The sequence below is a fragment of the Paenibacillus sp. FSL M8-0142 genome, assembly GCF_038597315.1.
Lineage (GTDB): Bacteria > Bacillota > Bacilli > Paenibacillales > Paenibacillaceae > Paenibacillus_AQ > Paenibacillus_AQ lactis.
The window spans coordinates 5,902,497-5,923,506 of sequence record NZ_CP152008.1 but is presented as its reverse complement, the minus strand read 5'-3'; the positions used below and the strand labels follow the sequence as shown (position 1 = coordinate 5,923,506).

21 protein-coding genes are annotated in these 21,010 nt (G+C 51.1%); 20 read left to right on the top strand and 1 reads right to left on the bottom strand.

The annotated features are described in order from the left end of the window. Position 1 precedes the first annotated feature (1 nt). From NSQ46_RS26905 to NSQ46_RS26865, 9 genes are all read left to right on the top strand, one after another. Positions 2–325, top strand: a complete 324-nt coding sequence (locus NSQ46_RS26905) for a cytochrome C oxidase subunit IV family protein (RefSeq protein WP_007130410.1) — start codon at positions 2–4, stop codon at positions 323–325. 99 nt (positions 326–424) lie between these two features. Further along, a complete protein-coding gene (ctaG, locus tag NSQ46_RS26900; protein ID WP_007130409.1) occupies positions 425–1,330 on the top strand; it encodes a cytochrome c oxidase assembly factor CtaG in 906 nt (301 codons plus the stop codon). Between the two features lie 29 nt (positions 1,331–1,359). After that, entirely contained in the window at positions 1,360–1,824 is a 465-nt protein-coding gene (locus NSQ46_RS26895; protein ID WP_007130408.1) for a DUF420 domain-containing protein, read from the top strand. A 1,082-nt stretch (positions 1,825–2,906) separates the two neighbouring features. Continuing rightward, positions 2,907–3,623, top strand: coding sequence for a hypothetical protein (locus tag NSQ46_RS26890; RefSeq protein ID WP_007132528.1), 717 nt, complete (start codon positions 2,907–2,909; stop codon positions 3,621–3,623). Between the two features lie 70 nt (positions 3,624–3,693). Further along, the gene (locus NSQ46_RS26885) at positions 3,694–4,095 is read left to right on the top strand and encodes a GntR family transcriptional regulator (protein ID WP_028407361.1); all 402 of its coding nucleotides are present in this window, start codon (positions 3,694–3,696) and stop codon (positions 4,093–4,095) included. A gap of 3 nt (positions 4,096–4,098) precedes the next feature. After that, the gene (locus NSQ46_RS26880; RefSeq protein WP_144878776.1) at positions 4,099–5,001 is read left to right on the top strand and encodes an ABC transporter ATP-binding protein; all 903 of its coding nucleotides are present in this window, start codon (positions 4,099–4,101) and stop codon (positions 4,999–5,001) included. A gap of 16 nt (positions 5,002–5,017) precedes the next feature. After that, positions 5,018–5,920: an ATP-binding cassette domain-containing protein gene (locus NSQ46_RS26875; protein WP_007132525.1), complete on the top strand. Its 903-nt coding sequence runs from the start codon at positions 5,018–5,020 to the stop codon at positions 5,918–5,920. Further along, a complete protein-coding gene (locus NSQ46_RS26870) occupies positions 5,913–7,211 on the top strand; it encodes an ABC transporter permease (protein WP_007132524.1) in 1,299 nt (432 codons plus the stop codon). The genes NSQ46_RS26875 and NSQ46_RS26870 overlap by 8 nt, the downstream gene beginning before the upstream one ends. Positions 7,212–7,258: 47 nt before the next feature. Next, positions 7,259–8,476: a TraB/GumN family protein gene (locus NSQ46_RS26865; RefSeq protein ID WP_007132523.1), complete on the top strand. Its 1,218-nt coding sequence runs from the start codon at positions 7,259–7,261 to the stop codon at positions 8,474–8,476. 182 nt (positions 8,477–8,658) lie between these two features. Here NSQ46_RS26865 and NSQ46_RS26860 read toward each other — a convergent pair whose 3' ends face one another. Beyond that, positions 8,659–9,531 carry an AraC family transcriptional regulator gene (locus tag NSQ46_RS26860; RefSeq protein WP_007132522.1) on the bottom strand — a complete coding sequence of 291 codons (873 nt, stop codon included), beginning with the start codon at positions 9,529–9,531 and terminating at the stop codon, positions 8,659–8,661. A gap of 154 nt (positions 9,532–9,685) precedes the next feature. Between NSQ46_RS26860 and NSQ46_RS26855 the strand changes: the two genes are divergently transcribed. The 11 genes from NSQ46_RS26855 to NSQ46_RS26805 all read left to right on the top strand — a co-directional run bounded on the left by NSQ46_RS26855 (position 9,686) and on the right by NSQ46_RS26805 (position 20,999). Then, positions 9,686–10,870 (top strand): Gfo/Idh/MocA family oxidoreductase, encoded by a 1,185-nt coding sequence (locus tag NSQ46_RS26855; RefSeq protein ID WP_007132521.1) that lies wholly within the window; start codon positions 9,686–9,688, stop codon positions 10,868–10,870. A gap of 291 nt (positions 10,871–11,161) precedes the next feature. After that, positions 11,162–11,761, top strand: a complete 600-nt coding sequence (locus tag NSQ46_RS26850; protein WP_007132520.1) for a TetR/AcrR family transcriptional regulator — start codon at positions 11,162–11,164, stop codon at positions 11,759–11,761. 190 nt (positions 11,762–11,951) lie between these two features. After that, complete coding sequence (locus NSQ46_RS26845) at positions 11,952–12,425, top strand: DUF3574 domain-containing protein (RefSeq protein ID WP_007132519.1); 474 nt, start codon at positions 11,952–11,954, stop codon at positions 12,423–12,425. Positions 12,426–12,464: 39 nt separating this feature from the next. Continuing rightward, positions 12,465–13,142 (top strand): hypothetical protein, encoded by a 678-nt coding sequence (locus NSQ46_RS26840; RefSeq protein WP_007132518.1) that lies wholly within the window; start codon positions 12,465–12,467, stop codon positions 13,140–13,142. Then, positions 13,135–14,940: an NPCBM/NEW2 domain-containing protein gene (locus NSQ46_RS26835; RefSeq protein ID WP_007132517.1), complete on the top strand. Its 1,806-nt coding sequence runs from the start codon at positions 13,135–13,137 to the stop codon at positions 14,938–14,940. Before NSQ46_RS26840 ends, NSQ46_RS26835 begins: the two co-directional genes overlap by 8 nt. A 251-nt stretch (positions 14,941–15,191) precedes the next feature. Next, entirely contained in the window at positions 15,192–15,857 is a 666-nt protein-coding gene (locus NSQ46_RS26830) for a TetR/AcrR family transcriptional regulator (protein ID WP_007132516.1), read from the top strand. Between the two features lie 115 nt (positions 15,858–15,972). Continuing rightward, positions 15,973–16,641: a pentapeptide repeat-containing protein gene (locus NSQ46_RS26825; RefSeq protein ID WP_084047061.1), complete on the top strand. Its 669-nt coding sequence runs from the start codon at positions 15,973–15,975 to the stop codon at positions 16,639–16,641. A gap of 99 nt (positions 16,642–16,740) precedes the next feature. Continuing rightward, the gene (locus NSQ46_RS26820; RefSeq protein WP_040740216.1) at positions 16,741–17,970 is read left to right on the top strand and encodes a serine hydrolase domain-containing protein; all 1,230 of its coding nucleotides are present in this window, start codon (positions 16,741–16,743) and stop codon (positions 17,968–17,970) included. Positions 17,971–18,280: 310 nt separating this feature from the next. Continuing rightward, positions 18,281–18,817, top strand: a complete 537-nt coding sequence (locus NSQ46_RS26815) for a sigma-70 family RNA polymerase sigma factor (RefSeq protein ID WP_223260682.1) — start codon at positions 18,281–18,283, stop codon at positions 18,815–18,817. Next, on the top strand, positions 18,804–20,012 hold the full coding sequence (locus NSQ46_RS26810) for a DUF4179 domain-containing protein (protein WP_007132511.1): 1,209 nt from the start codon (positions 18,804–18,806) through the stop codon (positions 20,010–20,012). The genes NSQ46_RS26815 and NSQ46_RS26810 overlap by 14 nt, the downstream gene beginning before the upstream one ends. A gap of 42 nt (positions 20,013–20,054) precedes the next feature. After that, complete coding sequence (locus NSQ46_RS26805) at positions 20,055–20,999, top strand: DUF5643 domain-containing protein (RefSeq protein WP_340897553.1); 945 nt, start codon at positions 20,055–20,057, stop codon at positions 20,997–20,999. Positions 21,000–21,010 lie beyond the last annotated feature (11 nt).

The following is a 21,010-nucleotide window of genomic DNA, read 5'->3' as shown; positions in this document are numbered from 1 at the left end:
TATGACAGCGAATCAACAATCCAATGAGGGGCATACGGTGAAGCACCGCCATCGTACCGAAGGCCCTGAGAAACATATTATTGTCTTTATCTTCTCCATCATCCTGACTGCCATCGCGTTTGCCGCGGTTGCGGCCGGGGGCGTGAATCCTGCATTTACCATCATTCTTTTGCTGGTGATGGCGATCCTGCAAGTATTCGTGCAGATGGGGTACTGGATGCACCTTAAGGATAAAGGTCATCTGATGCCGATCGTGTTCATGATCGGGGGCTTCTTCGTAGCAAGCACCTGTATCATCATGGCATTGTTCTGGGTTTGGTGGTAAAATGAAAAAGAGGAGGGCTAATAGCCCCCTCTTTTTTTAAGTCGTAGGAAGGTGTCACAATTTCGACTAGAATTTAACCCGTTATGGGGAGGTTTTTGCATGCTGGGCTTAGAATATTTTAGTTTTGCGGATAAATGGAGTCCTTTGTTTCTGGCGTTCATGCTGCTTGTGACCGCTGCCTATTTCTTGTTCACGGGACCGCTGAGCAGCCGGTTTAAAGGCCATGCTCCGGTGTCGGCAGGCCGGAAGACCTTATTCGTTGCAGGTATGTTCACGCTCTACCTTGCCCAGGGCGGACCGATCAGCTTGCTGGGCCATACGATGTTCTCGTTTCATATGGTCAGCATGGCAATGTCCTACCTGATGGCTACTCCGCTCCTGATTCTGGGTATCCCGGTATGGATGTGGCGCGCCTTTGACAGAGTGAATCCGTTTAAGAAGCTCGGTTTCCTCACTCGTCCGGTTGTGGCTGCGATTTTATTCAACGGCTTGTTCTCGTTCTACCACTTCCCGGTGATTCATGACTTTGTCATGCTCAATTTCTGGGTGCATCGTCTGTACTATCTGATCTTGTTCATTGCTTCACTTGTGATGTGGTGGGCGATTCTGAATCCGATCCCTGAAAAGGACAAGACGACAGGGCTGGCGAAGATGGGATACATCTTCCTCAATATGGTGCTGCTGACGCCGGCTTGTGCGCTGATCATCTTTTCGAGCGAGCCGATGTATGCGACCTACAGCGATCCTGCCATTTGGGCAAAAGCGATGGGATACTGCGTATCCGATACGTCCGGATTGCTCACTCAATTCGGAGGCCCGGAGTATTTCGGATATTTGGAGCCTGCGATTGACCAGCGGGTCGGCGGGATCATCATGAAATTCTTCCAAGAGATTATCTTCGCTTCCATGCTCGCATACGTATTCTTCCATTGGTACAAGCGTGAAAATAAGGAGGACGATCCATTGCCTACCGAGGTTCCGCCGGGCAAGCTGAACCAGGCATAATGAGGATTATTTTTTGAAGGGGGATCTACATGGATTTGTTCTTTCTCTTTCCCACGATCAGTACAACCTTCATCGTGATCAGCGCCGTGCTGGTCGCCATCGGTTGGGGACTGATTATCAAGGGAAAACGGGAGGCTCACAAAAAAACGATGATTTGGGCTGCCGTGGCAGCTATCATCTTCTTTATTATTTATTCTTCCCGGACGGTGTTCATCGGGAACACCTCGTGGGGCGGTCCGGATAGCCTGAAGCCGTATTATCAGACATTCCTGATCTTCCATATCGTGCTGGCCACGGTGGCCGCCGTCTTCGGAATCACCACGCTGGTTCTTGGCTTCAAAGAAAAGTATGCGAAGCACCGCAAATGGGGCCGAGTGACCTCGATCATCTGGTTTATTACAGCGATCACAGGCGTTGCGGTATACACGCTGCTCTACCTGATGTATCCGGGGGGACATACCCAGCCGGTGTGGAAAGTTATTTTTGGCTTATAAATGGAGGAACACCCGTCAGAGCGATCTGGCGGGTGTTTTTACATTTATAAGGCTGGATTTCAGGCAGTGGGACCAGGGATTGCAGGCAGCTGGCCCGGGGAGAACAGTCGCTCCGGTCGCTGTTGAAATCGGGAAACCCTGAATGTTAATGAGGTAAATGGAGTTTCCCGATTTCAAAGGCGAACGCCAGGGCTCCTCCGCGCCTGTACTCCCCTCTAGCAGGGAAGCTCGATGACCCAGCTGCAGCCGTGTCAATGGAGGAACATCCGCAAGGATCACTCTTGCGGGTGTTTTGTTGTTGAGGGGGCAGGTAGCTGGCCCGGGAGTTAGCTGTGAGAGGAAACAGCTTGCAGGCCCGGGGAGAACAGTCGCTCCGGTCGCTGTTGAAATCGGGAAACCTGAATTGTTAATGAGGTTAATGGAGTTTCCCGATTTCAAAGGCGAACGCCAGGTCTCCTCCGCGCCTGTACTCCCCTCTAGCAGGGAAGCTCGACCCAGCCGCAGCCGAGTCAATGGAGGCACACCCGCAAGGATCACTCTTGCGGGTGTTTTGTTGCTGAGGGGGCAGGCAGTTGGCCCGGGAGTTAGCTGTGAGAGGAAACAGCTTGCAGGCCCGGGGAGAACTGTCGCTCCGGTCGCTGTTGAAATCGGGAAACCTGAACGTTAATGAGGGTTAATGGAGTTTCCCGATTTCAAAGGCGAACGCCAGGTCTCCTCCGCGCCTGTACTCCCCTCTAGCAGGGAAGCCCGACGACCCAGCCGCAGCCGAGTCAATGGAGGCACACCCGCAAGGATCACTCTTGCGGGTGTTTTGTTGCTGAGGGGGCAGGCAGCTGGCCCGGGAGTTAGCTGTGAGAGGAAACAGGCAGCGAGCCCGGGGAGTACAGTCGTTTTGCCGCCTTCACATTATTTTACAAACGCTATTGACACTGTTTATCTACACACTGTATACTGTGTATAAAGATATACACAGTGAGCACAGTGATCATTACATAATCACAGTATCGGATCAATCAAACCAATTCATAACGCGAAATATTAACAAGGTTAATGTGGGGAAAGGATGAGGCCAGTTGCAGCACATGCTTCATAACGCGATGAAAATCGTCAGGAAAGATTTTGCCAGCGATAAGCTTCAAATATTATGGACCCTGATCTTTATGATATACATGGGATTCGCGACAAGCGTAGTCATGAACGAGCAGTTCGAGCATTTGAACGAATATGTGAACCCGCTGGTAGATTTTCTGCTAGTCCTCTACGCGCCGCTGATGGGCCTCACGTTTAATCGCAGGTCGTTCCGGTATATCAACGAGGATTCTTACACACAGATGCTGTACTATTACCGGAGCCTCCCGGTTCCGGCCTATGCGATCTTTATCAGCCGGATCATTAACGCGATCATCGCCTATGTGATTAACGGCATCGTATTTTTCGGAGTCGCCTACGCGATCGCCAATCAAATGCGAGAGGCAGTGGATATCGCCAGCTACGCCGCATTTGTCATCAGCTGGATCGGCATTGGGTTTTTATTGACTGGATTTTATATTTACTGGGAGAACATGGGGAGCGGCAAGGCTTACCTGGGGAAAACCCTCATACTCATGATCGTCACGGTCGTTGCAGCAGGTACGCTCAGCTTGCTTGGATACAGCATGTTCAAATTCGTTATGGATTCGGCCATGAGATGGAAGCTGCTATCCCCGGTTATGTGGGGATCACTGATCATTGGATTAGGCGGAATGCTGCTGATGAGCAGACTGACCTATATCCGGCAGCAAACCCGGGATTTATCGTAATTAATTGGATTTATAAGCAGAAGAAATAGGGGGACCCCATAAGGATATGGAAAAAGCGAGGTGGTAGAAGGTGCGAATTCCGATTCAGATTAACGAAAATAGCGCAGAGCCTTTATATCACCAGATAGAGACACAGCTGCGCTCGCTCATTATCAGCGGTCAGATCGAGGAGGGGACATTATTGCCGTCCATACGGGAATTTGCCGGAAATCTGAATTGTAGTGTGATCACGGTACGCAGGGTGTACCAGGATTTGGAGAGTGAGGGCCTTCTTCGCACCAGACAGGGTACGGGAACCTTCGTTGCCGGTGTCGGCGACCAGGCAAGGGAGCAATTTAAACGCGATGCCGTAATCGAAGCCTTAAACCTGGCCGTAGATCGAGGGCTTGCCGTCCAGATGAAACAAGAGGAGTTAACTGAGCTGTTCATGGAAGTTGTCCGCGAACGATATCAATCACGGGGAGGTCATTAACGAATGGAACCACATGTCATTGAGTTTCGTAACGTCATGAAACGGCGTCGAACGAAAACCATCGGACCCATCCAATTATCGATTCCTCAAGGGTATATCGTTGCGCTGGTGGGACCGAACGGATCGGGGAAAAGCACCTTGCTGAACATGATGATCCAGACGGTGTTCCCGGATGAAGGGGAGGTTACCTGGTTCGGTGAATCGTATTCGAAGGAGCTGCCGATCGAGGTTCGAAAGCAGATGGCTTTTGTGCCTGAGCAGCTGAGCGTGGAAGAACAGCATATGACGGCGGATCAGGCGGCTACCTTTCGTGCATCCTGGTATGACAATTGGGACGGGTACTTTTTTGACGAGCTGATGTCAAGGTTCGATGTTCCACGCGGCGTGAAGCTCCGCAAAATGTCGAAGGGCGAACGGCGGAAATTCGAGATCGCCGCTGCGCTGGCCCCAAGGCCGAAGCTGCTGCTGCTGGATGAGCCGTCGTCGGGACTTGACCCGTTTGCCTGGAAGCAGATGATTGACCAGCTGCACAAGCTGATGAAGTCCATCGACACGACGATTATTCTCTCCACCCATGTGGTGGATGAAATCCGGCGTCTTGCGGACTACGTGATTTTGATTCATCATGGCAAGCTGCTCGGCATGGTCGAGAAGGATTCGCTGCTCGATAATTGGAAGGAATGCTGGATTCAAGGCGATGCCTCCATCGTGCGTGAACTGCCGGGGATTATCAGCAGCAGGCAGGAGAATGCGACAACGATATCTTTTGTGACGACGGAATGCTTGGAAGTTGAGAATATTCTACGGTCAGCAGGAATGACCTTTATCCAGACCCGCTCGCTGGAGCTGGACGAAGTGCTTCGTTTATGGATCGATGGCCATCAACCTGCCGGCATGCAGAAATAGGAGAGGGGAATAAGAAATGCAACGATTACTATTGGATAATGTCGTTAAAATTTATGCGGACAAAACCGCGGTGAACCGGATTTCGCTACAAGTGGAGGAAGGCGAAATTTACGGACTCCTGGGCGCCAACGGTGCAGGGAAGACAACGACCATGCGGATGGTGCTCGGCCTGATCTACCCGGATGACGGGACGATTCTTTACAACGGCAAGCCTTACAGTAAGGAACTTAGACATATTATGGGTTATCTGCCGGAAGAGCGCGGATTGTATCCGAAGGTGAAGGTCAGCGAGCAGATTACGTATCTCGGCCAGCTTCGCGGCATGTCCGCCAAGGACGCCGACAAGAGCCTCAAGTACTGGCTTGAGCGGTTCGAAGTACCGGAATATTACGATAAGAAGATTGAAGAGCTGTCGAAGGGGAACCAGCAGAAAATGGGCTTTATCGCAGCCGTCATCCATAACCCGCAAATCTTGATTCTGGACGAGGCGTTCAGCGGTCTTGATCCGGTTAACGTAGAGCTGCTGAAATCCACCGTAAAAGAGCTTCGCGATCAAGGCACCAGCATTCTATTTTCAACCCACCGTATGGAGCATGTCGAGGAGCTGTGTAAAAACATAACGATCCTGCATCGATCCAACACGGTCGTGAAAGGCAATCTGAAGGAAATCAAAGCTAAGTACCCGCGCGAGGAAGTCATTCTTGGCACATCGGGCGAGGTTCAAGGACTGGAGTCGGTACCGGGTGTTACGGCGGTGAATCGTACCGAGGACGGATATTCCATCCGGATCTCTGACGTAAGCGCTGGGCAGCAAATTTTGAATAAGGCAATATCGCAGAGCGTCGTGCATCGGTTTGAAGTGAAGGAGCCGACGCTCAACCAAATCTTCATAAAGGCGGTAGGTGAATCCAATGAATAATATGTGGACGGTTATTCGATTTACATTCATGAATAAGGCAAGAACGAAATCGTTTCTTGTATCGACCTTGATTTTTGCACTCATTATTACCATCGGCATCAATTTGCCGTTCCTGATCCAATGGTTTACCGGCGACAAGGACGACTCCGGCGAAGCGGTACGCATCGGCCTTGTTTACGGACAAGAGCAAACCCTTGCTGAACAATTGCAGACCACATGGGGCAACCTGCCGACTACGTATGAACTGGTGAAATACGAGGCAAATGATGAGGCTGCGCTGAAGCAAGATATTAAAGACGGGGTTATCGAGGGGTACCTGACATTCGAAACCCAAGAAGGCAATGCCTTCCCGACGGTTGTCTATAGCTCGGAGGATGAGGGCATCAACATGGAGCTTCAATCCAACCTGCAGGCGGCGCTCCAAGTTGCAAAAACCCGGACGATCGTTGCGGGGCTGAATCTGACGGATGATCAGATCAATGCGCTGAATACGCCGGTTCAGATCGATACTCGCAGCATTGACGCTAACGAAGCCGGCAAGGCCGGCGGTGCTGCTGCCGAAGACGAAGCTTCCGAGGTTATGAACTACATCGTGGTTTATGCACTGGTCATCCTGTTCTTCTTCACGCTCATGGGGACCGGGAATATGATCGCTTCAGAGGTTACAACCGAGAAAAGCTCCCGGATTATGGAGATCCTCATAACCAGCGTATCGCCGCTTAGCCAAATGTTTGGCAAAGTCATCGGAATGTTCCTGCTGGGATTGTCGCAAATCGCTGTATTTGCTGTCGTGATTGCCGTGAACGTGATGCTGCCGCATAATATCGGCGCACTTCAGGATATGAACCTGGATGTCTCGGCCATTGATCCAATGCTGATCGTGTTCGGTCTGATCTTCTATATTTTCGGATACTTCCTCTATGCGGTGCTGTATGCAGCTATCGGCTCCATCGTCAGCCGTACCGAGGATTTGGGCCAGGCGGTTATGCCGATCACGATGCTGTCGCTCGTCGCTTTCTACATCGCAATCTTTAGTCTAAGCACGCCGAACTCGATGCTGCTGAAGGTATCCAGCTACATTCCGTTCATCTCGCCGACAACGATCCTGATCCGAATCGGCCTTGGAGATATCCCGCTCTGGGAAATCCTGCTGTCGCTGGCGATTCTGTTCGTCGCAATCCTGATCTTTGGCTGGCTGGCTGCGAAAATCTACCGCACCGGCGTGCTGATGTACGGCAAGCGTCCGACCTTTAAAGAGCTTCGCAAAGCAATGAAGGCTTATAAGATGTAACCATGATCGCAATCCCACAACACCAACAATATTAAGGAGAACCACACATGAAAAATTGGAAACGAATGCTCTTATCGCTCATCGTCTCAGCGGGAATTATCACCACAGCGGCTGCACCTGCAATGGCTGCTCCCAAGCAGCCGGCAGTTAAGGTGAATGATCAGACCGTAGCATATGCCGGAGGTACTCCGGTCATCGATCACGGAACAACGTATGTTCCGCTGAAAACGACGCTCCAGGCAATGGATGCGAAGCTTAAGAATGCCGCAGATGGTACGATTCACGCCGTTGTGGACGGCAAGACGATTACGCTGAAAAGCAAGCTCAAGCGCATCAATGGCGTAACCTATGCCCCAATTCGGGTGGTCGGCGATGCGGCCGGATATGAGGTCCGTTGGGATGCCAAAACGCGCACGGTGGTGCTGGTTTCCAAGGCAACTGAAACCGCGCAGACCGGCGGCCGCGGGTTTATGTGGGAAGTAGAGAGCAATGGGAACACAGTGTATCTGGTGGGCTCCATGCATATTGCGGATGACAGCTTCTACCCGCTGCGTCCGGAATTTGAGGAAGCCTTTGCCGAAGCGGATTATCTCGGTGTCGAGGTGGATGTCAGCAAGGCAGCCGACGACGCGCAGCAGCAGCTGATCATGGATATGGGCATGTATAAGGATGGAACAACGCTCAAGGATCATGTGTCCAGCGAGACGTACGCCAAGCTCGGCAAAATCCTGACGGAGAGCGGCATGAAGCCGAATGCCTTGGATGCGTTCAAGCCTTGGGTAGTGGAATCCACGATCAGCAGCTTGAAAGCGGTGAAGGCTGGATATGAAGCCGCTCAAGGGATCGATCTGTATTTCGTCCAGAAAGCGATCGAACGCAAAATTCCGGTAATCGAGCTGGAATCCTATGAATTGCAGCTGGGCATGTTTAACGGCTTCTCCAAAGAGCTGCAGGAGAAGAATCTCAACATCGCCTTGGACAATTTCGACGTGCTGGATGACGGCGTGGAGCAATTGGCTAAAATGTGGAAGACGGGCAATGATGAGGCGCTGCTGGAGTTCACCAACAGCATGGCTGTTGATGAGGAATACAACAAAGCGATGCTGATTGACCGAAACATCGGAATGGCCGAGAAAATCGACGGATACCTGAAAAACGGCAAAAACGAAGAGTACTTCATCGTGGTTGGTGCAGCCCATTATCTGGGTGAGCATGGGATCGTCAAGCTGCTGGAGGACAAAGGGTACACCGTTGTTCGTAAATAGATTGGCCTGCAAAAGTTGAGGCTCTAACACCGGGTTTGGAAAGAAGCTAGTAAGGCTTATCGAATCATACTTCGTAATAATTTGGATTATATTAGCTTAAATCAATGGTGAACAAGAAGCCAAGAGCAGGGATGTGCTCTTGGCTTCTTGTAGTTGCTGACTATGATATCTAAACAGAAGAATCATGTACTCGTCCATTTCTTTCGATATTGATGCGGCGTGATTCCCATATGCGACTTGAACAATTTGCAAAAATAGGAGCTATTCGTTAAACCGATCTCCTCCGCAATGAGTGAGATCGGTTTTTTCGTAGTTGCTAACAGCTGGATGGATTGATGAATCCTTCGGGCTGCAATGTATTCCGTGATACTGATCCCTGTCGCTTCTTTAAAGAGATGTGACAAATGGTAGGGAGACAGATGCAGCGACTTGGCCATATCGTCCAATCGGAAAGGAACCGAATAGTTCGTTTCGATCCAGTTCAAAATGTGCTCCACCCGATGATTTTTACGGCGGGCTGGGTATGTTGTGCCTCGTTCTTTCCGCTTATCCCATATCTGTTTCAGGGAGCGAAACAGTGCGACAAGAAACAGCGAAATTTCTTCATATTTTTCCGTGCCGGTCAGCGTCGGGAATCGATCGTGCATGCTCTTGTATGCACTGTCCAGGTAAGGGTCATCGACTTCATAGAGACAAGGGAAGGGGAGATTGCCTAAGTATATAAAATTGTAAAATTCGTGGAGTGCGGGCCATTGTTTAAAATAAGACTCGTACACGGTCGGTTCGAAAATCGCAATCGATCGTTCGAAGCATTGTTGGTTGTCGTATTCAAGCTTTAGATGATGGAGTTGGCAAGGCTGAAAAATACAAAGCATGCCCGGCTTAATCTCATAGCTGATGTTATTTACGATCATGGTTCCTCTTCCTTGATGAATGAACAACACTTCAAGTCCAAGGTGGGAATGGAAAGTCTCTTTATGCTCGTAATTTTCGCTTTTACGTCTATAGGCAAAGTACAAGGGAGAGATCCTGTCGTCGCTTGCAACCAACGGCAAGTTATTCGCCTCCTTCTTCCTCGTCTTCGTGCTTGCATTGAATATACCATACAATCCGCAACACAGCGTTATTTTCCCCCCATAACAAAATACATTTGCAAGGCTGCCCCAGCTACACTTCTTTATATAAAACAAAGTTGGGAGGCAAAAACGTATGTTAAAGGTTGCAATTATAGGTACGGGAGCAATTTCACCCAGTCATATCGAAGCATATCTGCAATTCGAGGACCGCTGTAAAATTGTTGCCCTATGCGATCTTTATCCCGAGAAGGCAGAAGCGAGGCGGGAGCAGTACGGACTAGATGCCAAAATCGTACAAGATTATAAAGAACTGCTCAAAGACGGAATCGATCTCGTTTCCATCTGTATGCCTCCGTATGTTCATGCGCAGGTTACGGTCGATTTTCTGAATGCAGGAAGCCATGTCGTTGTTGAGAAGCCTATGGCAGCGTCGCTTAAGGAATGTGACGATATGATCGAAGCGGCACAGAATAGCGGTAAGCTGTTGTCCGTTATCGCCCAGAACCGATTCAGAAACCCGATTATGAAGCTGAAGCACATATTGGACAGCGGCATGGCCGGCAAGATTCTGCATGCTCAAGTGGATTCTTTCTGGTGGCGAGGCCATTGTTATTACGACTTATGGTGGCGCGGCACTTGGGAGAAAGAAGGGGGAGGCCCTACTCTAAATCATGCCGTACATCATATTGATGGATTGCTTTGGATGCTCGGTCGTCCAAGCCAAATACAAGCCTATATGAGCAACGTTGCTCATGATAATGCGGAGGTTGAGGATTTATCCATTGCGATGATGAAATATCCGAATGGAGCCTTGGGGCAGCTTACCAGCTCGGTTGTTCACCACGGCGAAGAGCAGCAATACGTCTTCCAAGGGCAGTTTGCCCGGATTTCCGCACCTTGGCGGGTCACGGCCTCCATTTCTTTGCCGAACGGATTCCCTGAACGCGATCTGAAGCTGGAAGAGAAAATTCAGAAATACTATGACGAATTGCCGGATTTGCCGTACGAGGGCCATACCGGTCAGATCGACAATATGCTGAGCGCGATCGAGCATGGAACACCGGTGCTCATCGACGGAGAAAGCGGCCGCAGCACATTGGAGTTGATCATGAGCATTTACAAATCCGCGAGCACGGGAGAGAACGTGCAGCTTCCGCTGCGAAAGGACGATCCTTTCTATACGCAGGATGGTGTTAAAGGGAATGTTCCTTATTTTTACGAAAAGGGCAAGAGCGTTGAGAATTTTACGGAGATGAAAATCACGACAGGAAGCAATTATGGCGCACAAAAGGATCATGTTGGAGGCATATCACAATGATCAAAAGCGATGGAATGAACGACGCCCCGACGTTTTTTTGGGAAACGGCAATCTGAACAAGTCTAGGAACGAACAAGCGTAATCATATGGAGCATTGGAGCTTCATTTTTCATTTGTTGGTGATTAAGAAGCCAAGAGCAGGCGTGCTCTTGGCTTCTTTTTGCAGCTGCTATGTTAAATCGGGGCAGCAGAATTTGTGATGGCACATCGACCTGATGTGACCCTATTTCGGCGGCGGGACCGCGTTATGTTATACTCGGATATATTAAATAATTTACAGGGGAGTATGCAATGAAACACAGAGAAATGTCCGAACGTACCGTGCGGAAGCTCATCGAGGTCGGAATCGATTTGTTTTCGGAGCAGGGATATACAAGCACCAGCATTGATCAAATCGTCAAGAAAGCGCAATTGTCCAAAGGGGCGTTCTATGCCCATTTTGAATCGAAGGAAGAATTTCTGATCCGGATTCTGAGAGAAAGCTTTCGCGAATATTTTGAAGGACTGCAGCATATTTTGGACCGGAAGAATCAGAACTTAATGGATAGTTATATGGAATCATCCAAGCTGACATTAAAAGAATCATATCAAAAGGGTTTCTCCCAGCTTCTGCTGCAATCGGCGATGGTTTCCCGGCAATTGCCTAACGTCCATGAAAAACTGAAGGCGTTGATCGATGAATGGAAGCATAATCTGATCCCCTATTTCGACGAGATGAAGAAGGAAGGGTTCATCAACAAAACGCTTGATTCCGAAAGAATATTTACGGTAGGAGTCGCTTTGTTTATGGGGTACAATATCCAGCATTACATCGACGAACAAGTACCGTTGGAAGATATGATGGAGGTTTTTTTAGGGGTATTACAATCTGATCAGCTTACGAAGGAGTGAATTTTGTTCGCTCCATATCCTCATTGCCGCGTTTTCCGTCGGTCCGATTCCACCGTTGTCTTTGGAACCAAACGGCCATTTTTATAAGACTAAGTTCCCATTGTGCATGAAATCTGCACATTCTATACTGGTGAAGTAAATACCGACCGGTAGGTATTTAATTTGACCTGACAAAGGAGATCTGAAAATCATGAAGAAGATGTGGCTTGCCGCGCTGTCTGTTGTTTTCGTATTGGCTTTTTTCATTGCACCCGTGCAGCAGTCTTTCAGTTCAGCGGAAGGCAGCTCCGGTGCGAACGGCACCGCCGGAAGCGCCCTGGACGGCCAGTTTCAACTCGGGCACGTTGTGAAAATTTACGTTCCTTCCACGGTGAACGGCGATATTCCGATTACCGAAGAGGCGCACGAAAAGTTCGTCGACCAAGCGCTTACCCAGTTTTCAGGCTGGTTCGGAGGGGCTACGGCGGTTGAAGGTACGGGAGCCTGGGTGGACGACAATAAGAAGCTGATCAAGGAAAAAGTGACGATTGTCTACGCGTTCGCGGAGAAGCTGGATAAAGCCGCAATTAATCAGGTTGTCGATTATGCCAAAAAAATGAAAGTGGAGCTAGGCCAATCTTCCGTATCGCTCGAAGTGGACGGCAAGATGTACTTTATCGAGTAAGCTGCTGGTACACAACTATCGATAGGCGGGAGATAGAAGATGAGAAAAATCGTAATCGCCTTGTCCCTTATGATGCTTGTCGTCTTGACGGGATGCGGAAAGCTGGATCTCGTCATCCATGATGACGGCTCGGGTAAAGGGAAGTTTTCGGTCGATCTTTCGGGGATGATATCCGCCGATGAACTGAAGGAGGAACTCGAGAAGGAGATCACGAACGCGAACGCGGATGCCGGGAAAGAAGTCATCCGGCTGGACAGTTTCAAGGAGAAGGACGGAAAAGTCGACGCAACGGTTTCGTTCGATAGCCTGACCGCGCTGAGTGGCGGGGAAGACTCGCTGCTGGCGACGGTTGCGGATATGAAGAGGCTCTATCCCGAGCGGATCAACGAGCTGGTCGAAGCGCCCGGGGACATCGAGAAGATTGCGGATAAGCCTGTCGTCTATCTGAACCTGGACGATGATATGGAAATTACGGTTACGGTGCCGGGCAATATTCTGTATGCCACCGGCGGAACCGCTGCCGAAGGCAAGCCTCGAACGCTCCAACTGGCCTCAGATGAAGCGGTCATCGTCTACGAACCATCTGCGAATAGGTCGTGGATGGTATGGGTTGGCGTGCTGCTGGCCGTCATCATCGCGGCGTATATCATCTATCGGAAAGGGCGGTTCCGGAACGCAGCGTCCGGGACGAAAGGAGGAAACGCTCCGAATGCGTAACCGAAATCGTGCATGGGTCGGGATATTGGGATGCCTCTGGTTGCTGGCCGGCTGCAGCAGCGGCGGCGGAGAGTACGAGAAGCTCATGGCGGCGGCCGATAAGGCGATGGAGAGCCTGGACGTGGATACCGCCATTGCCCAGTACCGCAAAGTAACGGAGATGGACCCTGAAAAGTTGAAGTACGGCGAAGGACGGCTCGTTATCGCCAGTGAGCTGCTGATGAACGCTGAAGAACTGAAGGGCCGACTGGATGAACTGAAATCGCGCACCGAGGAAGTGAAAAAGGCGGTAGCAGGCCTCGATATCGAGAATGCAGAGGCGGAGGAAGTCGTCCGAATGAACGGGGAGCTAAACGATATTCAATCAAACCTCGAAGAGTTCTCAACGACCTCCTTGTACAAGGAAATCTCGGATTTGCGAAATCAATTCATGAATGACATCAAAACCAAGAGAATCGATCCGATTGTGAGCGGGATCGAAGCCAGTATCGGGAAACTCGAGTTTGATGTTGCCGAAAGCGGCGTAGCGGAGCTGCGACAATTCGCGGACGGCTTCTCCGAGGTGGTGGGGAGCATTCCGGAGGATTTTTCCTCCCGGATCGAGATGGAAAAAGCGAAGTATATCGAATTTCCGGTCACGTACAACAATCGGGAAGTAGTGCTCCTGCAAAATGATGCAGGCAAAATTACGTTCCTTGGCGAAGGGGTAAGACAGAACGAGCTTGTGCTGGTTTACAAATATGAAGGGGAAATCCGGCTTGCGTCCACGAAGGTTGCCCCGGAAATCCAGGCCGTATTCAGTGACGGCAGTTCGGTCGAGCTGGACGAGGATGACACCACGTTCCGCCATTTTCCGGACCACACCATTGCATACCAGCCGGTGTCGGATGATCCGGCCCACACGCTCGTCCGGCTCGACTATCGATTCGGTATGAACGAAGACGAAACGTACAAAAAAGCCGAAATCGGACCTGCAGGCGAGACGGCAACGCTCAAGGAGGTCGCGGCGTTGCCGGACACGGAGCTCCAGCCTTCCTTGAGCGCCGTGAACGGCAAGATGACGGTCGAGATCAGCAAGATCGCCATCCAGGAACGTACGGTAACCGTCGAAGGCAAGCTGACGTCGGGCGCAGATGTCAGTCTTGAAACCCCTGCGTCGCTCTACGTGCCGTCCCATGAACTTTTCGACTCTAATTGGATGAACGAGGAACTGTTCGCCGGGGTGGGTAAAGAGTTTGCCGTACAGTTCGATTTACGTCACAGAATTCCAGCTGAAGCCAAGTACCTGAAATTTTACATTGCGGGAGTTCAAGTAAACATCGACCTCGCGACCGGGAAGGAATATGCTCCGTTGGGCCAAGAACTATTAACGCAGCAGATCATCGTTCCCGGCGAAGAAACGGACGTCACCGAAGGCTTCGATGAATGGAACGATACGTTTCTGGAAGACGGGAGCGGCAATCTGTTCGCCGACGGAATCGCCTTTATCCAGAAATATCATTGGACCGAGTCACCCTCCTTTTCAGTCGGCTTGAACCAGCAATATAAGCGATTGACCGCGAAAGCCGCAGTCGACAAGCTGACCGCCGGAGGCGAGTACGGAAGCAGCAAGGTCAAGGTCATGGGCGACGGAAAAGTGTTGAAAATACTGTCGTTCAGTTCGGCAAAGTCCGCTCCGCTGGACCTTGATGTGAATGTGAGCGGCGTCCGCACGCTGGAGTTTATCATCGCTCCTACTCCCGGCAAATATGGCGAGACCCAGCGAATTATTATCGGCGACGGCGTTCTTACGCCGTAAAGCATTGAACCGGCCTGCTGCAGGCCGGTTTTCAATCCTTTTTGCGGGTCCCCACGACCCCCTACTGAAGACGGCGGATAATCAAATATTGATTTCAGGAAGGTTGACTAATGGTGCAGCAGCCGGCGAAAGTTGTTCATGATACATAACGACAAAGAATTTTATAAAAATAACGAATTAGAGGTTGACACCAAAAGATTCATCGGATATATTCAATACATACCAACCGAATGTATGAAAGGTGAAAACGAATGGCAAGAAATAAATATCCGGAAGAAACCATCAATCAAATCCTAACCGTGGCTCTTAACCTGTTCATGCAAAAGGGATACGAGCAGACCTCCATTCAGGATATTATCAACGAGCTGGGCGGACTGACAAAAGGAGCAATTTATCATCACTTCAAGTCGAAGGAAGAGATCTGGCAGGCCGTCATCGATCATGCGTTCAAAGGCGTTGACGAGATGCTGTCCGGCATCCGGGATGATAAAGGGCTGAACGGACTGGAGAAGCTCCGCAAGATTTCTCAAGCCTCTCTCGACAATGCTGCCAGCAACGAACTGGCATCGGTGGGGCCGAACCTCTTGCGTAATCCGAAGCTGCTGGCGGCCCAGATCGAGAACATCCTCGAAAAAGCCGTACCCGTCTATATCCAGCCCATTATCGAACAGGGAATGCGGGACGGCTCGATCCGAACCGACTATCCAAGGGAGCTTAGCGAAGTCCTGGTGATTCTCACCAATATTTGGCTAAACCCGGAGGTCATTGAGGCTTCCCCCGAGATGATGCTGCATAAGGTAAGATTTTTCGATGAAATATTGAAAGGCCTGGGGCTTGATCTGTTCGATGAGCAAATGTATCAACGATACGAGGAATTGTTTCGAGTGTCAGCGAGAGAAGTCAGCAAAGAAAACTAAACTGCCGAGAGGCAGCTTATTTTTAAGCCTATACATACCATCGGTTGGTATGAATAGGTGACCTGGCTCAAAAGTGATCATTAGAAAACTAATTATAAGGGAGATGTGAATATTTATGAATCAAACCAAAACCTCTAACTCGCAGGATCGGCAAGTAGTGACAAGCTTTAACGCAAGCAATCTGGCGAAAAGCGACTTTGCAGGCGTTACGGCCCACAATGGACAGTTTAAAAGCAGCTCGCTCTCGGGTTCCGACTTTTCGGGCGCTGATTTGACCGGCAGTTCGTTTAAGAGCAGCGACGTACACGGTGCCCATTTTGACGGCACGAATCTGACGGACTGCAACCTGTCTACCCTTGACCTGGCCAATGCAAGCTTCAATAAAACGGTCCTTGTGCGCACCGACTTCAGTAAGTCGAGGTTGGCCGGAGCAACATTCCTGGATGCCAAGCTGACCGACGTCAATCTGACGATGACCGATCTTAGAAACACCGTCTTTGAAAATTGTATGTTCGACGGGGCAGACTTCACAAATAGCGATCTGACAGGGCTGGTGCTTGACGGCCAAACCTTCATCGGCGTCAGGTTTGACAAGGCGGGGTTGAACGGCGTTTCGTTCAAGGGGGCGGTAATCAAGAATTCGTCTTTCCAAGGATCTTCGTTGTCCAAGAAGTATTACCGTGCCATCAAAACCATCTGCTTTGACGGCGCAACGATGGATAAGCTGACCTATGCGGCGCTTAAAGGCTTGGAGGCTAATCTGTCCAAGGTTACGGTTGTTTAAGACAAATGGAAAACGCCAAGCCGGGCGAAAGTGTAGTTTAAAAACAATGGGATTTACAAAAAAAATTTAAGTGAGGGATATCAAATGAATAAGATTGCAATGGGACATAGCAACAAAGGATTTACCGACAAAGGGCTGCGCAGAATGCGCGACGTGCTGGCAAGTCATGTGGATTCCGGGAAGATACCAGGGCTCGTCGCCCTCGTCAGCCGAAACGGGGAGACGCACGTCGAAGCGATCGGCACGATGCGCCATGACGGCGGCGCGCCGATGCGCCGGGACACGATCTTCCGGATGGCGTCCACTTCCAAGATGATCGGAGCCGCGGCGGTGATGGTCCTGCTCGACGAGTGCAAGCTGCATCTGGATGACCCGGTAGATAAGTGGCTGCCCGAGCTCGCCAACCGGCAGGTGCTGAAGCGACCTGACGGCCCGCTGGACGAAACCGTGCCGGCACGGCGACCGATCACCGTGCGGGATCTGTTGACCTCTACGTTCGGACTCGGAGTGGATATGACGTTAATGGGCTCCCCGATCCAAAACGCGATCTTCGAGAATGGATTATTTGACACGCCAGGGCAGGAGATGCCGGAGCCGGATGAGTGGATGCGCCGCCTGGGTACGCTCCCGCTATGCTACCAGCCCGGAGAACGGTGGCAGTACCACATGAGCAACGAAGTGCTCGGCGTACTCGTTGCGAGGGTTACCGGTCAGACATTCGAGACGTTCCTGCGCGAACGCATCTTTGATCCGCTGGGGATGAAGGATACCGGCTTCTACGTGCCCGAAGGCAAAATTGACCGGCTGCCTCCGGCCTACGTTCCCGATCCGCAGACCGGCGAGTTCATCGTATGGGATGAGGCGTGCGGCGGACGCTACAGTAAGCCGCCAGCGTTCCAAGCAGGCGGCGGCGGACTGCTCTCCACCGTCGACGACTATGACGCATTTTTACGAATGCTGCTGAACCAAGGGATGCACGGGAACGAACGGATCCTGTCCCGGCCCGCTGTCGAGCTGATGAGCACGAACCGACTCACGCCCGAGCAGCAAGCATTCCGGGACGACTTGGCCAAAAACAACGTCCACCTGTCGCATGGCCAAGGGCAGCACGGCGGCTGGGGCTTCGGAATGGCGGTGCGCACCTACCGCGGCGACTATGCGTCCATCGGTCAGTTCGGCTGGGACGGCGGAAGCGGCACCTCGGCGTACGCGGACCCGGCCAAACAGCTGACCGGAATCCTGCTCACCCAGGTCGGGATGTCCACCCCGGATTCGGCGCATCTTATCCACGACTTCTGGACCATGGTATATCAGGCAATCGAAGACTGATATCGAGCCCGCGGGCTGGTCAGTCCGCCGATAACTCACGACACCAACCAATAACGGCTTTTGGAGAAAGTACTTCTCTAAACCTTGATCATCTTTACGAATGAATTCATATGTTTAGGACATTTTTGATAGCTGGTATGTTAAAATTGAAGCAGCAGAATATGGTTGGATCGCAAGAAGATCGCCCTCCCTGATCTTAGAGTCAGGAGCCTGGCGATCTTTTTTTGCTCGAAATATAACCTTTCGCAAGACAAGCCCATCTAATCTTATAGAGGGCCCTCAAAAGGAGATGAATAAAATCGTGCAGAACATGGAATCGGAGGTCAAGCGGGCACAGCGGGGAGATCGGGAAGCGTTTATTCGACTCTTCCGCCAGCTGGAACCCGAGCTGTACTGCTTGGCAAAGACCATTGTAAGACGCGATGAAGATTGTGCGGACGTCTTTCAGGAAACGACCCTGAAGGCATATAAAGCTTTGTCGACATTGCAGCAGCCGAAGTATTTTAAAACCTGGGTGATCCGGATTTTGATCAATGAGTGCAACCAGCTGCTTCGCAGCCGGGAACGAACGGTTGCCATGGCCGAGGTTCCGGAAACGGCCAGCTCCGCGGATTATTACGGGGACAGCCACAAGCTGGACCTTCGTGAAGCCGTCGATCACCTGGATGAATCATTGCGAATCGTCATTCATTTGTTTTATTTTCAGGATTTACCCATTAAGCAGATCTCAAGCATACTGGAAATTTCGGAGGGGGCTGTCCGGGCACGCCTGCACCGGGCGCGCGGGATTCTAGCGGAACGGGTAAAGCAATCACGGGAAGGGAGGCTGGCGTATGAAGCCTTTTGACTTAGACCAGGAACTCCGGAAGACAGGAAAAGAAAAGCTGGCGGCCGGGGTGCCGGATATGATTCGGCAGCGTCAGGATGAAGTTTATGCATCGCTGGCCGACCTGCCGATGCAGACCAGAACCGGCCGGAAGCAGCGCTCGGGCAGGGCCCGTACCTTCGCCATTGGCGCAGCGGCCGCAGCCTTTATCGGGGTGATGAGCAGCGCTTATGTATCGCCGATTATGGCGGAATCGCTCAAAAAGGTCCCGCTGATCGGGAGCATCTTTCAGATGGTTAACGACCTGGGGCTGCAGACGGCGGAAGAACGCGGGCTGGTTACTCCGCTGAGCGTCAGCGCCGAGCAGGAAGGCATAACGCTCAGCATACCGGAGGTCGTCTATGACGGAACCCGTCTGTCCATGGCCGTTAAACGGGAGGGTGAAGGCTTGGAGGGCGGTATCCTGGAGCATACGGCCATTCAGGAAGGCAATACGTCGAAAGATATCTATCCGAGAGGCGCGATTACCCGGATCGAAATGCAAATCGACGGCACCTCGATTGATGACTATGACCTTGGAGCAAGACCAGGGCTATCGGGCAAGCCGACTTCGGACCCGAACGGCGCATTATTTGAATTGCTGAACATGTCCTTGGACGAGAACGGGATCCGTATGCCTGATGAGTTTCAATTGACGGTGAACATCACGCTGGAAGGGATTGCGAAGCCGTTCGTGATGGAAATTCCTGTCCGCAAAAGCACGGATCAGATCATCCTGCCTCTCAAAGAAACCAGGGAGTGGAACGGCATTCAATTAACGCTCGAGCAGCTTAAATTCACGCCGATCACGACCGGCATTCTGATGAACATTGAGCAGACGAATCCGGACAAAGCGCTCAGCGATGAGACCCTGCTATTCGAGGTGTGGGATGAGAAGGGCAGAGTTCTGGAAACGGTGGGCGGATTGGGGATATATTCGGAGGACAACCACCGGCAAGAACGGGAGGAGCTGCTGTTTGACCGCTTTGCAGAGGCTCCCCGAACGATCACGCTCAAAGTGTTTAAGCCCGAGCTCGCGGATCCTTCCCAAAAGAGCGGATCATTTAAGACCGACGAAAATGGGGACTTATTAAAGACGTACTTGGACGAGCTTGAGATCACGATTCCGGTCGATCAGGCCGGCTTGAAGCAGCTGTATGATGATCGTCAGCAATAAAGATGATACGGACGATAACAAACTTAATCAGGAGGAATCAATATGAAAAAGGCATATAAAGTGATGAGCTCCGTGGCTTTGGCCGGCATGATTATAAGCGGTGCTGCATGGGGGACGGCGCAGGCAGCCACTCAGCCTTCCGCGAAAGCACAGTCTGCGGTATCCCAGCGTGTAACCCAAGAGGGGGTAACCTTGAGCGTTGCCAAAGCGCTGTATGACGGAAACCATGTCCGTATTGAGCTTAAGCGCAGCGGGAAAGGATCTGATGGGAAGCTTGTCGGAGGGAAAATTGACGAGAAGACAGGCGACTACTTGCTTGGCAAGGGATCGATCAGCAATATCAAGATGGCCATCAACGGCAAATCGATTAACGAGTATGGCGGCGGCGATCACGCGAAAAGACCAACCCTCGTATGGGGACCAAAAGGAAATGATACGGCCGTCATCTACTTGACGGATGCCTCCCAGCTCGGAGGCAATCTCGAAGCATTCCCGGATAAGTTCCAGCTTACCGCCGAGGTTGATCTGGAAGGCTACAAAAAGCCGTTTAAGCTGAAGATTCCTGTCCAAAAAACAGCCGAGAAGCCGGTTGTTGTCAAGCCTAATGTAACCAAAACATCAGGCAACGTAACCATCAAGCTGAACAAGGCAACACTCACATCGACTTCGTCCAGGCTGCAATTGATCATGGAGGGGTACAAGCAGCATCCGGAAGCAAATCAGGACATACTCTTTGATTTTGTGGACGATCAAGGCCGTATCATCGAACGTATCTCCGGATCCGGCACAGACGAAAACAATGCGAAAGGGGATATGTACTACGATTTCGTGTTAGAAGCTGTCGGAAAATCTGCCAAGTCCATGACGGTGAAGCCGTTCAAACCGGTAGTGATAGATGACGGCTCCGGTCGATTCAAGCTAGATGGAAACGGCGAGATTGTCAAACAATATATCAAAGAGCTCGAAATGGCCGTTTCCGTAAAGTAGCAAACGCCTTG

Bases quoted from the DNA above. Each gene is read 5' to 3' on its own strand.
- NSQ46_RS26830 (WP_007132516.1), top strand. From the start codon at position 15,192: ATGGCAAGAAATAAATATCCGGAAGAAACCATCAATCAAATCCTAACC.
- NSQ46_RS26870 (WP_007132524.1), top strand. From the start codon at position 5,913: ATGAATAATATGTGGACGGTTATTCGATTTACATTCATGAATAAGGCA.
- NSQ46_RS26875 (WP_007132525.1), top strand. From the start codon at position 5,018: ATGCAACGATTACTATTGGATAATGTCGTTAAAATTTATGCGGACAAA.
- NSQ46_RS26815 (WP_223260682.1), top strand. From the start codon at position 18,281: ATGGAATCGGAGGTCAAGCGGGCACAGCGGGGAGATCGGGAAGCGTTT.
- NSQ46_RS26855 (WP_007132521.1), top strand. From the start codon at position 9,686: ATGTTAAAGGTTGCAATTATAGGTACGGGAGCAATTTCACCCAGTCAT.
- NSQ46_RS26835 (WP_007132517.1), top strand. From the start codon at position 13,135: ATGCGTAACCGAAATCGTGCATGGGTCGGGATATTGGGATGCCTCTGG.
- NSQ46_RS26850 (WP_007132520.1), top strand. From the start codon at position 11,162: ATGAAACACAGAGAAATGTCCGAACGTACCGTGCGGAAGCTCATCGAG.
- ctaG (WP_007130409.1), top strand. From the start codon at position 425: ATGCTGGGCTTAGAATATTTTAGTTTTGCGGATAAATGGAGTCCTTTG.
- NSQ46_RS26890 (WP_007132528.1), top strand. From the start codon at position 2,907: ATGCTTCATAACGCGATGAAAATCGTCAGGAAAGATTTTGCCAGCGAT.
- NSQ46_RS26895 (WP_007130408.1), top strand. From the start codon at position 1,360: ATGGATTTGTTCTTTCTCTTTCCCACGATCAGTACAACCTTCATCGTG.
- NSQ46_RS26865 (WP_007132523.1), top strand. From the start codon at position 7,259: ATGAAAAATTGGAAACGAATGCTCTTATCGCTCATCGTCTCAGCGGGA.
- NSQ46_RS26905 (WP_007130410.1), top strand. From the start codon at position 2: ATGACAGCGAATCAACAATCCAATGAGGGGCATACGGTGAAGCACCGC.
- NSQ46_RS26825 (WP_084047061.1), top strand. From the start codon at position 15,973: ATGAATCAAACCAAAACCTCTAACTCGCAGGATCGGCAAGTAGTGACA.
- NSQ46_RS26810 (WP_007132511.1), top strand. From the start codon at position 18,804: ATGAAGCCTTTTGACTTAGACCAGGAACTCCGGAAGACAGGAAAAGAA.
- NSQ46_RS26805 (WP_340897553.1), top strand. From the start codon at position 20,055: ATGAAAAAGGCATATAAAGTGATGAGCTCCGTGGCTTTGGCCGGCATG.
- NSQ46_RS26845 (WP_007132519.1), top strand. From the start codon at position 11,952: ATGAAGAAGATGTGGCTTGCCGCGCTGTCTGTTGTTTTCGTATTGGCT.
- NSQ46_RS26840 (WP_007132518.1), top strand. From the start codon at position 12,465: ATGAGAAAAATCGTAATCGCCTTGTCCCTTATGATGCTTGTCGTCTTG.
- NSQ46_RS26820 (WP_040740216.1), top strand. From the start codon at position 16,741: ATGGGACATAGCAACAAAGGATTTACCGACAAAGGGCTGCGCAGAATG.
- NSQ46_RS26880 (WP_144878776.1), top strand. From the start codon at position 4,099: ATGGAACCACATGTCATTGAGTTTCGTAACGTCATGAAACGGCGTCGA.